This is a genomic window from Paraburkholderia bryophila (genome assembly GCF_003269035.1).
Classification (GTDB): Bacteria; Pseudomonadota; Gammaproteobacteria; order Burkholderiales; family Burkholderiaceae; genus Paraburkholderia; species Paraburkholderia bryophila.
Genome location: NZ_QLTK01000017.1, coordinates 61,250 through 76,136, shown reverse-complemented (window position 1 = coordinate 76,136; position 14,887 = coordinate 61,250). Strand labels below are relative to the sequence as shown.

General features: G+C 63.2%; 11 protein-coding genes and 1 pseudogene. 7 read left to right on the top strand and 5 right to left on the bottom strand.

The annotated features are described in order from the left end of the window. Positions 1-141: 141 nt before the first annotated feature. Positions 142-2,363 (top strand): annotated as a pseudogene (locus BX591_RS22700) (glycoside hydrolase family 28 protein). Between the two features lie 174 nt (positions 2,364-2,537). Here the strand turns inward: BX591_RS22700 and BX591_RS22695 are convergent. Together BX591_RS22695 and BX591_RS22690 are read right to left on the bottom strand one after the other, a co-directional pair. Then, a complete protein-coding gene (locus BX591_RS22695; RefSeq protein WP_111933551.1) occupies positions 2,538-3,836 on the bottom strand; it encodes an MFS transporter in 1,299 nt (432 codons plus the stop codon). A 28-nt stretch (positions 3,837-3,864) separates the two neighbouring features. Beyond that, a complete protein-coding gene (locus tag BX591_RS22690) occupies positions 3,865-4,713 on the bottom strand; it encodes an NAD-dependent epimerase/dehydratase family protein (RefSeq protein WP_111933550.1) in 849 nt (282 codons plus the stop codon). A gap of 420 nt (positions 4,714-5,133) precedes the next feature. Here BX591_RS22690 and BX591_RS22685 point away from each other — a divergent pair, with 420 nt between their 5' ends. Then, positions 5,134-5,688, top strand: coding sequence for a DUF2867 domain-containing protein (locus tag BX591_RS22685; RefSeq protein WP_111933549.1), 555 nt, complete (start codon positions 5,134-5,136; stop codon positions 5,686-5,688). 101 nt (positions 5,689-5,789) lie between these two features. Here the strand turns inward: BX591_RS22685 and BX591_RS22680 are convergent, their stop codons facing one another. Beyond that, positions 5,790-6,611, bottom strand: coding sequence for an alpha/beta fold hydrolase (locus BX591_RS22680; protein WP_111933548.1), 822 nt, complete (start codon positions 6,609-6,611; stop codon positions 5,790-5,792). Positions 6,612-7,314: 703 nt separating this feature from the next. On the opposite strand from BX591_RS22680, the gene BX591_RS22675 reads away from it, so the two are divergent. Genes BX591_RS22675 through BX591_RS22665 form a run of 3 tightly spaced genes read left to right on the top strand, consistent with a single transcriptional unit; the run spans position 7,315 to position 9,965 of the window. Further along, complete coding sequence (locus tag BX591_RS22675) at positions 7,315-8,727, top strand: cytochrome ubiquinol oxidase subunit I (protein WP_111933547.1); 1,413 nt, start codon at positions 7,315-7,317, stop codon at positions 8,725-8,727. A gap of 46 nt (positions 8,728-8,773) precedes the next feature. After that, positions 8,774-9,778: a cytochrome d ubiquinol oxidase subunit II gene (gene cydB / locus BX591_RS22670; protein WP_111933546.1), complete on the top strand. Its 1,005-nt coding sequence runs from the start codon at positions 8,774-8,776 to the stop codon at positions 9,776-9,778. Next, on the top strand, positions 9,753-9,965 hold the full coding sequence (locus BX591_RS22665) for a hypothetical protein (protein ID WP_111933545.1): 213 nt from the start codon (positions 9,753-9,755) through the stop codon (positions 9,963-9,965). Before cydB ends, BX591_RS22665 begins: the two co-directional genes overlap by 26 nt. Positions 9,966-10,072: 107 nt before the next feature. Here BX591_RS22665 and BX591_RS36195 read toward each other — a convergent pair whose 3' ends face one another. Next, positions 10,073-10,393: a hypothetical protein gene (locus tag BX591_RS36195; RefSeq protein ID WP_146749810.1), complete on the bottom strand. Its 321-nt coding sequence runs from the start codon at positions 10,391-10,393 to the stop codon at positions 10,073-10,075. Positions 10,394-11,023: 630 nt separating this feature from the next. Here BX591_RS36195 and BX591_RS22660 point away from each other — a divergent pair. Continuing rightward, positions 11,024-11,803, top strand: a complete 780-nt coding sequence (locus tag BX591_RS22660; protein WP_111933544.1) for a response regulator transcription factor — start codon at positions 11,024-11,026, stop codon at positions 11,801-11,803. A 106-nt stretch (positions 11,804-11,909) separates the two neighbouring features. Here BX591_RS22660 and BX591_RS22655 read toward each other — a convergent pair whose 3' ends face one another. Further along, positions 11,910-13,835: an ATP-binding response regulator gene (locus tag BX591_RS22655; RefSeq protein WP_244147092.1), complete on the bottom strand. Its 1,926-nt coding sequence runs from the start codon at positions 13,833-13,835 to the stop codon at positions 11,910-11,912. A gap of 239 nt (positions 13,836-14,074) precedes the next feature. Between BX591_RS22655 and BX591_RS22650 the strand changes: the two genes are divergently transcribed. Beyond that, the gene (locus BX591_RS22650; RefSeq protein WP_111933543.1) at positions 14,075-14,866 is read left to right on the top strand and encodes a hypothetical protein; all 792 of its coding nucleotides are present in this window, start codon (positions 14,075-14,077) and stop codon (positions 14,864-14,866) included. Positions 14,867-14,887 lie beyond the last annotated feature (21 nt).

The following is a 14,887-nucleotide window of genomic DNA, read 5'->3' as shown; positions in this document are numbered from 1 at the left end:
TCTATGCCAATAGACAGGATGGACCGGTGCGTGCGCTTCATTTCACTGCTCGAGTTTTCTTACAACAATTCAGGATCACTGATAACCAGAAAACGCTTCCGCCGAAGCAACGGTCCTCATCCCCTCAAACATGACTAGCAGATGCCCGCACAGGGCAAGGAGACATCCGTGGCTATCCACGATAAAAACAGCGGCGATCCGGCGACATCGAAAATCCGCGCACAAGACACACCGAATTCCCCCAAACGGCGTTCCTTTCTCGTGTTCGCGGGAACCTCGGCGGGCGCGGGCCTGTTCGCCACCCTGCCCGGATGCGGCGGCGGCAGCGGTTCGTTAGGCTCCACGACACCCACGCCGAGCGCACCGGCCGCGGCGGCGGACCCGATCTGGGGCCGACCGGCCAGGCCACGGTGATCATCAACAAGCTCGCCAACCTCACACCGTCGATGTTCCCGGCGGTCGATTTCCAGGTGACGAGCTACGGCGCGCGCACGCTGCAGGCGTCCGCGTTGATTCAGGCCAGCGCATGGCCGGGCGGCACGATTCCCTGGGTGACCGGCTCGCAGGCCGCGGCATCGCCGCAAAGCCCGGGCTCGACGATCATGGTGCCTTACGACATGACGGACACGGTCTACGATTCGTACGCCGCCTTCAATGCCGCGATTCAGGCGGCGCATGCGGCTGGCGGCGGTCGCGTCGTGGTGCCGGCCGGCAACTGGTATTGCGGTGGCCCGATCGTGCTGCTGAGCAACGTGAATTTTCATCTCAGCTCGGGTTGCACGATCTATTTCAGCCCGAACCCGGTCGACTACGCGAAGAACGGTCCCTACACGACGGCGAACGGCAACCTGTACTGGTCGCGCTGGCAAGCCAACGACTGCCTGAACTTCGGCGCACCGATCTACGCGTACCAGCAGACCAACATCGCGCTGACCGCCGACGACAACACCTGCGTACTCAACGGTCAATCCATGACGCCGATGCAGTTGAGCACAAAAGCGCCGACCTCGTGCTGGTGGACCTTCAAAGGCACGAGCGGCGAATACGGTTACGTGAAACCGGCTTCGGGTGGCGCGCCGGTTTCGCAAGCCGATGCGAACACGGGCACCACCGCCTACTCGGCCAACGGCGCCACCTACCCGGGCAACACCGCGCTGACGAGTCTGCCCGCCGCGCAGGTGACGAACCCGCAGGCCAACGTCTCGTTCACGAATCAGGACGGCACCACGACGACGCTGATGACGCTGCTCACGGCGTCGGGCTGGAATCAGGATCAGAACTATTTGCCGGCGCTGTCGGAGCTCGGCGTGCCGGTGCTGAATCGCGTCTTCGGTCTCGGCCATTTTCTGCGGCCGTGCATGGTCGAGTTCATCGGTTGCACGAACGTGTTGCTGCAAAACTATCACACGCAGAACACGCCGTTCTGGCAGCATCACCCGACCGATTGCACCAACGTGCTGATCGACGGCGTGTTCGCGGACAGTATCGGCCCGAACAACGACGGCTTCGACCCGGACGCCTGCAACTACGTGGTGGTGCAGAACGTCCAGTTCAATACCGGCGACGACTGCATCGCGATCAAGTCCGGCAAGTGTCTCGACACGCAGTACGGGCCGATGCAGAACATCGTGGTCCAGAACTGCACGATGCAAAGCGGTCACGGCGGCCTGACGATCGGCAGCGAAATGAGCGCAGGCGTGCAAAACGTCTACGCTCGCAATCTGACCATGCAGAACGCGAACTGGGCGACCAATCCGCTGAATATCGCGCTGCGCTTCAAGACCAACATGAACCGTGGCGGGTTTATCGACAACGTGTGGATCAACGGCGTCACGCTGCCCAACGGCGTGAATCTGACCGGCAAATACGGCGGCGGCGCGCTGGGTGCTGCGTTCCCGGGCTCGGTCGCCGGCACCGGCACGGTCGGTCTCGCGGCCAACCCGTCGACGGGCCAGGGCGGTCTGATCACGTTCGACTGCGACTACAGTCCCTCGGGCGATGCGGTGCGCTGGAATCCGGCGACCATCAACAACGTCAACATCTCGAACGTGAACGCGACCAACACCTCGGGCGCGGTGAGCTACGCGTTGACGTCCGGCTTCACGGCGACGTCGGGTTCGTGCTTCCAGGCCATCGTCGCGCAGGGTCCGGTGGCCGCCGACTACAACGGTCCGCTGCCCGTCCCCACGGTGCCGCCGATCACCGGCGTGACGATCTCGAACTGCAACCTGGGTACGCCGATCTGCACAGGACCGGCATCGGCCACCGTGCCGGGCCCGCTGTTCGTCGACAGCGTGAAATCCATCACGTTGAGCAACGTGGTGATCGCCGGCGTGGCCTATAACGGCGCGCTGACGGGCTGACGATGACGCGGTCCGCGGCGTGCATGTGCCGCTGACCGCGTGTCGTTTCGATGCGTACGCAACGGGCGGCTCTCTCGCTAAACCGCTTCAGCCGGGCTCGGTGGCAAAAAAAATGGGACGCCCTGGCGTCCCATTTTTACTTCCGCTACGTTCGCACTACTTCCGTCACGTCCATCACTTCGCCACCGCCCCTACAGGCAACCAATGCGGCTCGGGCGGCGCCTTTTCGGGGCTCTTCGCCAGCAGGCAAACCACCCCGGCGGCCACGATATCGAACACCGCCAGCACCACGAACAGCGGGCTATAACCGATCCGCGTCACCAGCACGCCGAACAGCGCCGTGAACGCGGCAGCGCCCAGGTAGCCCGCCATGCCGCCCATGCCGGTTGCGGTAGCCACTTCGTTCTTGCCGAACATGTCCGACGTGATCGCATACAGCGCACCCGACAAGGTCTGATGCGCGAAGCCACCGACGCACAGCAACGCCACCGCCGCATAAGGACTCGCCACCAGGCCCACGCACGCCGGTCCGATCATGCACAGCGCGCCGACCACGAACACCAGCTTGCGCGACGTGAACAGCGAGACCTTCGCGTACTTGTGAAACAGCGGGCTGAGGTAACCGCCGAGCACGCAACCGATATCCGCGGCGAGAAACGGCATCCACGCATACAGGGCGACGTCTTTCAGATTCATGTGACGCTCGGTCATCATGTACAGCGGAATCCACGCGTTGAAGGTCTGCCACGCCGGCTCGGACAGAATGCGCGGAATGCCGATCGCCCAGAAGTCGCGACTGCCGAGCATCGCGAAGCGGCTGCGCTTTACGGCACCGGCGTCGTCGCTATGCTTCGCTTCCTGGCCGCTCAGAATGTAGTCGCGTTCGGCGTCGCCCAGCAGCTTCTGCTGGCGCGGATGCTTGTACAGCACCATCCACAGCACGCTCCAGACGATCCCCGCCACCCCGACGATCACGAACGCCAGTTGCCATTCGCCGTGCAGCAAGGCCCACACCACCAGCGGCGGCGCCAGCAACGCGCCGATCGACGAGCCGATGTTGAACCAGCCGATCGCGACCGAGCGCTCCCTGGCCGGAAACCATTCGCTGGTCGCCTTGACGCCGGCCGGAATGCCGGCCGCTTCGGCAATGCCGAGCACGCCGCGGAAGAACGCCAGGCTACGCCAGCCGGTCGACCACGCCGCCGCCGCGCACGCCAGCGACCACGCCAGCGCGAACACCGCGAAGCCGAGCTTGGTGCCGACGGTATCGAGCACGAAGCCCGCGACCGGTTGCATGAACGCATAGCAGAGCTGCCACGCGACGACCACGTTCGCGTACTGCCCGGTGGTGATGTTGAGATCCTTCATCAACGTCGGCGCCGCGACCGACAACGTATTGCGCGCGAGGTAATTGATGATGAGCCCGGCCGCGACCAGGCTGACCATCCACCAGCGGATGCCCTTGATTTTCATGACTACGTCTCCTCGAATCTCTGACCGGTCAAACGGGTCGGGCTGCCGGCGCGGCCGAACCCGAACGGTCGGGACCGGCGCCCTCGTCCTGACGCGAATAGTCGATGCCGACGAAGCTGCCGCCCTGGAAGCGCTGACCCAACGCATCGAGCGGATTCGGACGCGCGAGAATCTCTTCAGCGAAGGCTTCGGCGTCCTGCGTCGGCCGATAGCCCAGACGCTCGGCACCACTGTTGTCCCACCAGCTGCGGGTATTGGCGGACACACCCCAGATCGTGAGGAAGCCGACGTCGTCCGCTTCGACGCAGCGATCGAGAAAATGCAGCAGATCGCGATGACCGAACCAGGTGCTCAGATGGCGCGGCTCGGTCGGCCGTTCGAGGCAACTACCGATCCGCACGCAGATGCTCTCGATACCGTGCTTGTCCCAGTACATGCGCGCCAGCGCTTCGCCCCACACCTTGCTCAGGCCGTAGAAACCGTCCGGACGCAACGCGCAGTCGAGTTCGAGATGCTCGGTGACCGGGTACATGCCGATCGCGTGATTCGAACTGGCAAACACGATGCGCCGCACGCCTTGCCGGCGCGCGCCTTCGTAGACTTCGACCAGGGCGCGCAGATTGTTGTCGATGATCTCGGGCAGCGGTCGCTCCACGCTCGTCCCGGCGAAATGAATCAGCACGTCCACGCCGTCCAGCAGACGATCGACGATCGCCGGATCGCGCAGGTCGCCGTGCATCAAATCCTCACCCTCCACCAGCGGCGTGAGCGCCTTCGAGCCCGCGGCCGAACGCAACGGCGTGCCGCGGGCGACCAACGCCGCGCGCACCACGGCGCCTAGCTGGCCACCGGCGCCACTCAGGGCAATCTTTTTCATGGGGTTCCTTTCCCGCGCCGTGCGCGATCTGACTGGAGGACAACCTGCGGGAGACACGTCGGCCGTTCGCCTACGAATCCCCTTAGTTGTACGATAACGTACTATTAACGAAGGACGGCCGGATTTCAACTAGGCATTTACCCGTATCTCATTGCATAATGCAAGAATTTTCACTGGATAAACAAGGACATACGCCCAATCAATTTATGTGACGTCATATAACTAGATTGAGTAATTCCACGTGAAAAAAGGCCGCCAACCGCCGGGCTTATGTCGTTCCGGTTCAAGGCGGCGGCAGCCGGCGCGAGTAGACTAGGTGCGCTCAGACAAAACCGCACGGTGTCGCGCAATGCGCAATCCCGCGCCGACTGAGCGAACGCGCCCTCCGCGCCCGACTCCTTTCAAGCGCAGCACGTCACCATGCCCAACGCCTCCAGCTCTGTGCTCTCCGTTGCCCTGCCGGCGGAATCCGCCGTCAGCGGCCTGTACCACGCGCCGGACCTCGCCGACGCCTTCGCGGTCCGCCTGCCGGACAACACCATCGACGATCCGGAATTGCTCGCGCGCTTTGTGTTCGCGCACCAGGCCCGCTGGGTAGGCAGGTTGACGAGCCTGCGCGATACGATCGTCGGCCGCTTCGGGCTCAAGACGACGCAGCAGTTGCGCACGCAAACCTCGCCGGGCTCGCGCGATCACATCGAATTTTTCAGAATTTATACGCGTAGCGCGCGCGAGATCATTCTCGGCGAGAACGACAGTCATCTGGATTTCCGGCTGTCCGTGCTGCAGCAAATCCGCGAGTCGGAGGACGGCCGCTCGCGCTATCTGATCCTCTCGACCGTCGTGCATTGCCATAACGCGCTCGGGCGTTTTTATATTCTCGCGATCGCACCGTTTCACCGCCTGGTGGTGCGCTCTTCGCTGCGCAGCGCGGCGCGTGCGGGCTGGCCGACGGAACCGGCTAAACCGGCCTAACCGGTGTAACCGGCACGATCCGCGAGCGCGGCCTGCACAACGCCGCGCCCGCTTTACGTCCGCTTCACGCGCTTTTATGGCCTTTACGTCCTTTGCGTCTTTTAAGCGCCGATAAACTCCAGCAAATCGGCATTCACCTTGTCGGCCTCGACGACACACATCCCGTGTTGGCCGCCCGGATACACCTTCAGCGTGGCGTGCTTCACGATCTTCGCCGTCTGCCGTCCCGCTGCGTCGATCGGCACGATCTGGTCGTCGTCGCCATGTAGCACCAGCGTCGGCACATCGATCTTTTTCAGGTCTTCCGTGTAATCGACTTCGGAAAATTGCTTGATGCAGTCGTACAGGCCTTTGATCGAACCGGCCATGCCCTGCCGCCAGAACGAATCGATCACGCCCTGCGAAACCTTCGCGTTCGGACGGTTATAGCCGTGGAACGGCACCGCCAGATCCTTGAAAAACTGCGAGCGATCGTCCATCACGCCTTTGCGAATGCCGTCGAATACGTCGATCGGCAGGCCGATGGGATTGCCCTCGGTCTTCAGCATCAGCGGCGGCACCGCGCCGATCAGCACGGCCTTAGCCACCCGCTGCGTGCCATGCCGGCCGATGTAATGCGCCACCTCCCCGCCGCCGGTCGAATGGCCGACGAGCGTGGCGTCCTGCAGGTCGAGATGCTCGATCAGCGCGGCGAGGTCGTCGGCGTAGGTGTCCATGTCGTTGCCGTCCCACGGCTGCGCCGAACGGCCATGACCGCGGCGGTCGTGCGCGATCACGCGGAAGCCCTTGCTGCCGAGAAACAGCATTTGCGCGTCCCACGCGTCCGCCGTCAACGGCCAGCCGTGCGAGAACACCACCGGGCGGCCCTTGCCCCAATCCTTGTAGAAAATGTCCGTACCGTCTTTCGTCGTGATCGTGCTCATCTGCTGACTCCTTCGGGTGAGTCTGCCGTTGCCGGCAGGGGGATGAAGCGTGCCCGGTCAAACCGTTCGTACGGCGCGCGGACGCGATGCCTTTATCGGCATCATCTGCCTCGCACCCTACTGTTCAGTGACGGATTCGCGAAGCGCGGATGAATCTCACCGGCACCTCGATATGACGGGTCGAAACGAATAACGGAATCGATGCTGGAATCGCCACGGCGTCGCGCTCATCAAGTCCTGAGCGTGCGTTCACCGGAGGAACGCTGCCGTTTGGCTGCTTGCATGGTAGAGGCAAACGGGCGCGTTGACCACCTCGCGGGCTAGCAGAAAGTCGGTTCGGTGGGCGTTATTGTCGGCTGGAGACGAAAGACCCTGCGAGAGGCCGCGCCATGAATTCGTGCGCACCGTCCAAACAGGTCGACGCCTCCCCAGCTACGGCTGCTGCAGCGCGGTCGATTGCCGCAGTCTCACGGTGCCGCGTCAAAACGCGCCCCCAAAGACAGTCAGAAAAACTTGATACCTATCAATAACTTGCCGTCTCAAAATTGAAAACCGCCGTAAAACAAGGTGGTTTTTTGACGCATGTCGCATCGCAGCACGAAATCCGCCGATCCCCTACGCTTCGCCCATCTGCCCAGCAGTGCGCACCGACAACGGTCGACGCGCGTAGTCCGCCTCGGCGGTCCTCACGCCCTTCACACTCATGAACTCCGCACCATCGGCATTCGATCTCGCCCGCATCCAGTTTGCGTTTACCGTTTCGTTTCACATCGTGTTCCCGGCGCTCAGCATCGGCCTCGCCAGCTTCATTGCCGTGCTCGAATGGCGCTGGCTCAAGACCGGCAAGGCGTACTACAAAGATCTTTGCCTGTTCTGGTCGAAGATCTTCGCAGTCGCCTTCGGCATGGGCGTCGTCTCCGGCGTGGTGATGAGCTATCAGTTCGGCACCAACTGGTCGGGCTTCTCCAGTTTCGCCGGCCCCGTCACCGGACCGCTGCTGATGTACGAGGTGATGACCGCGTTTTTTCTCGAAGCGGGCTTCCTCGGCATCATGCTGTTCGGCTGGCAGCGCGTGAGTCCGCGCGCCCACTTCGGCGCCACGCTGATGGTGGCGATCGGCACGCTGATCTCGACCTTCTGGATTCTCGCGTCCAATAGCTGGATGCAAACGCCGCAAGGCTTCGAAGTCGTCGACGGCCGCGTCGTGCCGCTCGACTGGTTCAAGATCATTTTCAATCCGTCGTTCCCGTACCGGCTCGCGCATATGGCGCTCGCCGCGTTCATCGTCGCCGGCCTGGTGGTGGCGGCCGTGGGTGCCTGGCACCTGCTGCGCGGACGGCGCGATCCGGCCGTCAGGAAGATGTTCTCGATGGCGCTGTGGCTGCTGCTGATCCTCACGCCGATCCAGGCGGTGGTCGGCGATCAGCACGGTTTGAATACGCGCAAGTATCAGCCGGCCAAGATCGCCGCGATCGAAGGTCTGTGGGAAACGGAGAAAGGCGGCACCCCGCTGAACCTGTTCGGCATTCCCGACATGCAGGCAGAAACCACGCGCTACGCGGTGTCGATTCCGCACCTGGGCAGCCTGATCCTCACGCATAGCTGGGACGGCGAGATTCGCGGCCTCAAGGAATTTCCGCCGCAAGACCGGCCGAACTCCACGGTGGTGTTCTGGAGTTTCCGGATCATGGCCGGCCTCGGCACGCTGATGATCCTGATGTCGATCGCCGCGTGGGTGCTGCGTCGCCGCGAACGCCTGTTCGAATCGAAGTGGTTCCAGCGCTTCGTGCTCGCGATGGGCCCGACCGGCTTCATTTCGCTGCTGGCCGGCTGGGTCACCACCGAAGCCGGACGTCAGCCGTGGGTCGTGTACGGCGTGATGCGCACGTCGCAGGCCGTCTCGCCGTTGACCACCCAGCAGGTCGGCATTTCGCTGATGACCTTCGTGGTCGTGTACTTCCTCGTGTTCGGCACCGGCGTCTACTACATGCTCAAGCTGATGCGCTCGGGTCCGGCATTGCCGGGCCAGACGCCGAACGGCGTGCCGCATCCCACGCCGGATCAGACCGCGCGCCGCCCGCTCTCCGCCGTCGATCAACTGATCGACGCCGCCTGAGCCCGACCTTCACGCATAGCCTGCGACACCAAAAGCGAGCAAGACAATGGACGTAACCGTAGTGTGGGCCGCGATCATCGCGCTGGGCCTTTTCATGTATGTGGTGCTGGACGGCTTCGATCTGGGGATCGGCATCGTCTTCCCGTTCTTCCCCGACGAGAAGGAGCGCGACCTGATGATGAACACCGTCGCGCCGGTGTGGGACGGCAACGAAACCTGGCTGGTGCTCGGCGGCGCCGGTTTGTTCGCGGTGTTTCCGGCCGTGTATTCGACCGTGCTGTCCGCGCTCTACCTGCCGCTGATCTTCATGCTGGTGTGCCTGATCTTCCGTGGCGTCTCGTTCGAGATCCGCGCCAAGGCGAATCGCACCAGGCACCTGTGGGATCTGGCGTTCATCGGCGGCTCGGCGGGCGCGACGTTCTTCCAGGGCATCGCGCTGGGCGCATTCCTGCAAGGCATTCCGGTGATCGACGGCGCTTATGCCGGCGACGCCTTCGGCTGGCTCACGCCGTTCAGCCTGCTGACGGGTCTCGGGCTGGTGGTCACCTATGCGCTGCTCGGCTGCTGCTGGCTGGTGGCGAAGACCGAAGGCGATCTGCAACGCCGCCTGCATCGCGTGGTATGGCCGCTGACGCTGGTGCTGCTCGGCTTCATCGCGATGGTCAGCCTGTGGACGCCGCTGCAGGACCCGAACATCGCGCAGCGCTGGTTCCACGACAACCTGTTCTACCGTCTGCTGCCGGTGCCGTTCCTCGTGGCGGTGTGCGCGTTCTTCATGTATCGCGCGGTGCGTGACCGGCATCACAACACGCCGTTCGTGCTGGCGCTGCTGCTGGTGCTGCTCGGCTACGTGGGGCTGCTGGTGAGCCTGTGGCCGTATGCGATTCCGTCGAGCATGACCTTGTGGGAAGCGGCCGCCCCGCGTTCGAGCCAGATGTTCACGCTGGTCGGCGCGGCGGTGATTCTGCCGATCATCCTCGGCTATACGACGCTGGGTTACTGGGTATTTCGCGGCAAGGTGAGTCATGGCGACCAACATCACTATCACTAAGCCGCTGCGGGCCGACAACGCGATCGACAACGACAGCGGCGTCGCCACGCGCCGTCGGCCGGTGGCGCGCAAACTACCCGGCTGGCTATGGTTCGTCGCGCTGTGGTGCTTCGGCGTGGGCTCGGCGATGTCGCTCGGTTTCGCGTTCAAGTTGCTGATGAATGCGACGTTGTTCGCGGTCAGATAGACGGAAGGCTCAGCACCGCGAACGTAAAACTGGAGGCGAAGCCAGTGACGAGTACCGCGGCATGTGTGGCGGTTCTTCTTGAAGTCTTTGAAAGAAACCGAATGGCGTCAAAAAATGATATCGAAAGCCTCTCCACCCCGGTTTGTTCTTCGATTCGTGATGGTGCCATTCGCGTTGGCCGGTGCATTCGGCGCTCTGCGCGGCTGGCTTAAAGGAGCAAATGGCAAGGTCTGCCCGAGCGGGCCCTGAGTGGTGGGATGCGTTACGGTAAAAGGTCTGCTCATATCCAGCGCGGTGTATGTTCCTGGCGCATGGCGAGCGTTGTAATTCTGAAAGACATCAATGCCGCGTCCCGTGGTGGTGACGCCAGGGCCCAACCCAACGGCGCTCGCTGCATGCGGGGCCATCCAGCCGGGGACACTCGACATTGCGGACGCTCGTTGGCGTGCATTCCCGGTCATCACATAATCCCAGTCACTGCCTGCGTGGGCGGATCCGTCTGCCCTCGAGCCCACCACGTAAATGGATTGCCGAGTACGGGTCGAGGCATTTTGCAGTCGGGTTGTCTGCATCGGGCTAAGACCGGCTTCTTGAGGTGAATTTCTAGGCATCGACATCCCCTTCGGTCAGTATTTGGAGCAAGCGGCAATCGGTGCTGGGAGAGCCCGATTTTTTGTGCTTGATCATATTGGACTGATTAAAGACTGGCAATTAAAACGTGTGAGTGTGAAGCACCCGTACGGAATCAATTTGTTTGTTAAAGAGATTTCGAGCCGATTGGCATAACCTTCGGCTTCCCGCATGCGTCGCTTCAAAAATGGCGCAATCTGCTCGTCTACCTAGCAAGCCGTAAGCACTGCGCGGGAGACCAGCCTGACAGGTAACGCGGTGCCAGGGAGCACCCGGCGAGCGGACTGATAAAGGCCTACGGTGCGCGCCGCCGGCGGGCTTATGATCGCGGGATAGCCGGCAATGATGCGATTCACGACAATAGAAGTAAAACGACACCCGACAACGGCGGTAGTCCATCACGCGCAGGCCCGACTCGCGGAGACATCATGAAGTTTCTTCTGGCCGACGACCATGAACTGATCAGGGAAGGTGTCAAAGGCATGCTGCGCGGGCTCGACCCCGACGCCCAGTTCGACGAAGCCGATAACTGGGAGACCCTCGCCGCCGCCGCGCGTCCCGACGCCGACCACGATCTGGCGATCGTCGATCTGCATATGCCCGGCATGAGCGGCGCGTCGTCGCTCGAAGTGCTGTTGAAGGCCAACCCCGCGCTGCCGGTGGTCGTGCTCTCCGCCGAAGAATCGCCCGACGAAATGCGCGCGGTGCTGGCCGCCGGCGCGCTCGGCTTCGTGCCGAAACGGCAGCCTGCCAGCGTGATGCTGAAAGCGATCGAGCTGGTGCTGTCGGGCGGCGCGTACGTGCCGATGGAAGCGCTGAGCCTGCTCGGTTCGCGCGAGACCAGGGCGAGTCCCGTGCATGCCGATGCGGCGGCTGAGATGGCAATGCAAGGCGCGGCTGCGTCGGCGGTCGCGCGCGCTGGCGCAGGGACCGCCAGCGTCACGGGTGCGACGGAGCCGATCACGCAGATTCAGTCGCTCCAGCCGCATCAACAGCATTTGCTGGAGAACCTGTCGCCGCGCCAACAGGACATCATGCGGCTCGTGCATCGCGGCTGGACCAACAAGATGATCGCGCGCGATCTGGGTGTCGCCGAAGGCACGGTGAAGGTGCACCTGTCGGTGATCTTCCGGGCGCTCGGCGTGCACAACCGGTCGACGGCGATCGCGGTAATCAACGGCTGGCTGGAAGCGGGGAAGACGTTGTAGCGGGGTAGCGGGAAAAAACCCATGACGGGCGGCGCTTGCGCCGCCCGTTTGATTGTGCGGCAACGGGTTATACGGCGTTGCGCTTTGCGCAACACGGTACAGGCCTTCAAATTCTCGCTTCGCCCGGCGGCCCGTTCATCGCCTCTCGAATCACCCCGTTCGTGCTCCAGTTCTGCGCGCCTCCGTCCACGCCATTCACGCCGTCCACGCCGTCCACGCCGTTCAGCCCATCCACGCGCAACGCCAACGCGGCCGTCGCCCGCCCCTTATCCAGTTCCGCCTGCTGCCAAAGCATTTCGAGCGTGCGTCGCAGGCGCGCCGGCGTGACCGGCTTGTGCAACACCGGAATCCCCTGCAGCGCCAACGCCGCCAGTTCCGCCGACGCCATATCTCCCGTGATCAGCAAGGTCACGGTATTTTCATGCCCTGCCCGCGCCAGCACCTGGCGCGCGGCGGTCAACGCCTGCGCGCCGGTGCGATGATTCGCCAACTGGTAGTCGCACAGCACGGCATCCGGCACAAAGCCCGCTTCGAGCACCGCGAGCGCGTCGCGTTCGTCGCGGGCGCCGCGCACGTCGCAACCCCAGCGCGCGAGCAGACTGGCCAAGCCTTCGAGTATCGACGGTTCGTCGTCGATGCACAGCACGCGCCGCCCTTGCGCCGACGGCCCGCCCGCCACCGTCTCGTTCAGACTCGCGACGATCCCGCCCGCTTCGCCCGCCTGCACCGAAAAACGAAACACCGAGCCGCGCCCCGGTGCCGACCGCAAACGCAGTTCGCCACCGAGCATGCCGACCAGCCGCTTCACCGTCGGCAAGCCGAGTCCATGCCCCTGGCGCGCGTCGCGCTGCGGATTGGCCGCCTGGTAGAACTCTTCGAACACCCGCTCGTGTTCCTCGGCCGGAATGCCGATACCCGAATCGCGCACCTCGACAAAGCCGCCCGACTCGCGCCCCGCGCGCCGAAAGCCCAACCAGATCGCGCCGTCCTCGGTATAGCGCACCGCGTTCGACAGCAGATTGCTCAGCACACGCTCCAGCAGCACCGGATCGTCGTGGACGATCATCGTGGTCGGCGCGATCCGCAGCGCGAGACCCTTGGCCGCCGCCTGCGGACGATATTGGCTGCCGACCCGCTCGAACAGTTCGGCCAGCCGGAAATGCAGCCGGATCACCTGCGTCACGCCGCTTTCGAGCCGCGCGAGATCGAGCACCTGATTGAACAGCTGATTCAACGCCTCGACGTTGTAGACGATATGTTCGGCGGTTTTCGCGTGCTGCACGGGGGTCGCCGCCGTGTCGTTGAGCGACGCCGCGAGCAGCCCGATCGCATGCAGAGGCTGCCGCAAATCGTGGCTGGCAGCCGCGAAAAAGCGCGTTTTCGCGAGACTCGCTTCTTCGGCGACATGCTTCTGCACGGCGAGCGACTCCGCCAGGTATTGCTGATCGACCCTCGCCTGCACGACCTGGCGAAACAGCTTGCGGTAACTCATCGCGTAGACGTTGATCGCGCAGAAGAAGAACGCGAGGACGATCGCGAGAATGGTGCGGTCGAATGTATGCGTGCCGAAATGCAGCACGATCGACGGAAACAGCAGGAACGGAATCGCCGTGGAAAAGTTGAGCAGATCGAAGCCGTTCGACATGAACACGCCGGCCGCCAGCGTCACGAGCATCACCGTGTGCAGCAGCGGCAAATCCATTTGCGGGCTTTGGAACGCGAACCAGATCGCCAGACCCGGTGCGCTGTACAGCAGCATGCCGCGCACCGCGTGCAGCACGATCCAGCCGCGCGGCGACACGAGTTGCGGATAGCGGCGATGGCAGATCCATAACGCGAGGCTGCCGCAATTGGCCGCCGCATAAAACCCGAAACACGCGACGAACAGCGGCGGCGAAGGAATCGCCGGCCAGTAAACCGCCACCAGAACCGCAATCGAAAACCAGTGCGTGAAAAAGGCGATCGGGTCCTGCGCGTAAAGCACGCGCACAAGGTCTTCGTCGATCGCCCGCTGGATAGGGTCGGCCCGCATCGTGCGGCCTCCGTTTCTTCAGATGAATGACGAGCGTGTCATGCCGAATCGCGTATTTATGCCGGATGGTTTACCCGGCAGTTTACCCATCAGCTACCACTTAATCCATATAGGCGAAGCCGTTGCCGGAAACCATACTGGCTTCACATTCCCGCGCGGCTTCAGTTTCCCGGTTTTCGCTTCGGCGCCTGTTGTCAGGGCTCACCGCGCTCCTTGCCTTACCCCCTATGGAGGTTGTTATGGGCGTAGTTCCGAGCCACGCGTTCGTCCGCACACTAGACGACGCGGTCCTGCCCGATCTGTGGCGCCGGCGCACCCAGTTGTCCGCCGACGAAATGGTGTCGATGGTCGAACTGGTCAAGCGGGCTTTGCGGACCTATCATCCGCTGGAGTTGCAGGCGCTCGGCGACGATAAGGAAGAACTGGTGGCCCAGTTCATTTACGCCAAGGTGCTGCGGCTCGCGCCGGGCCATACGGAAACCAACGCATGTGCCGAGAGCGCGCCGTCCAACGGTTACGCATTGTGCGCGTATTTCCGCCGGTACCTGATCGATTGCCTGCGCAGCGCCGGCCATCAGCGCAATGTATCGATGGAAAACGAAGGCATGGCGCACGAAATCGATCTGCACGCGCAGGCGCTGGAAGACCCGGTGGACAGCGTGCTGCTGCAATACGGCCTCGACGAGCAACGCGTGCGTGCCGCCGCGCGCGCGTTTATCGAGGGGCTCGACGAGCCCGAGCGGATCGTGCTGGCCGGCAGTCTCGGCTGGTGCTCGGAAGGCAAAGGCGGTTTGTCGGCGGTTGCGGCTCAGCATCGGGTGCCCTCTTATCACTATCGCGCCGTCAAACTCGGCGTCACCATGAAAAAGACGGCCGGCGCCGACGAATTTTCCAATACCAAGATCGGCCGCTGGTTGACGGACGATCTCGGCATCGAGATCGAGATCGAGAACCGCTCGGCGATTCTGCTTGCACTGAACCTGCTCGCAGCCGAATCGAGCGACAGCGAAATGAACGAAGCAGCCGCGTAATTGCACACGCTGCCCGCCCTT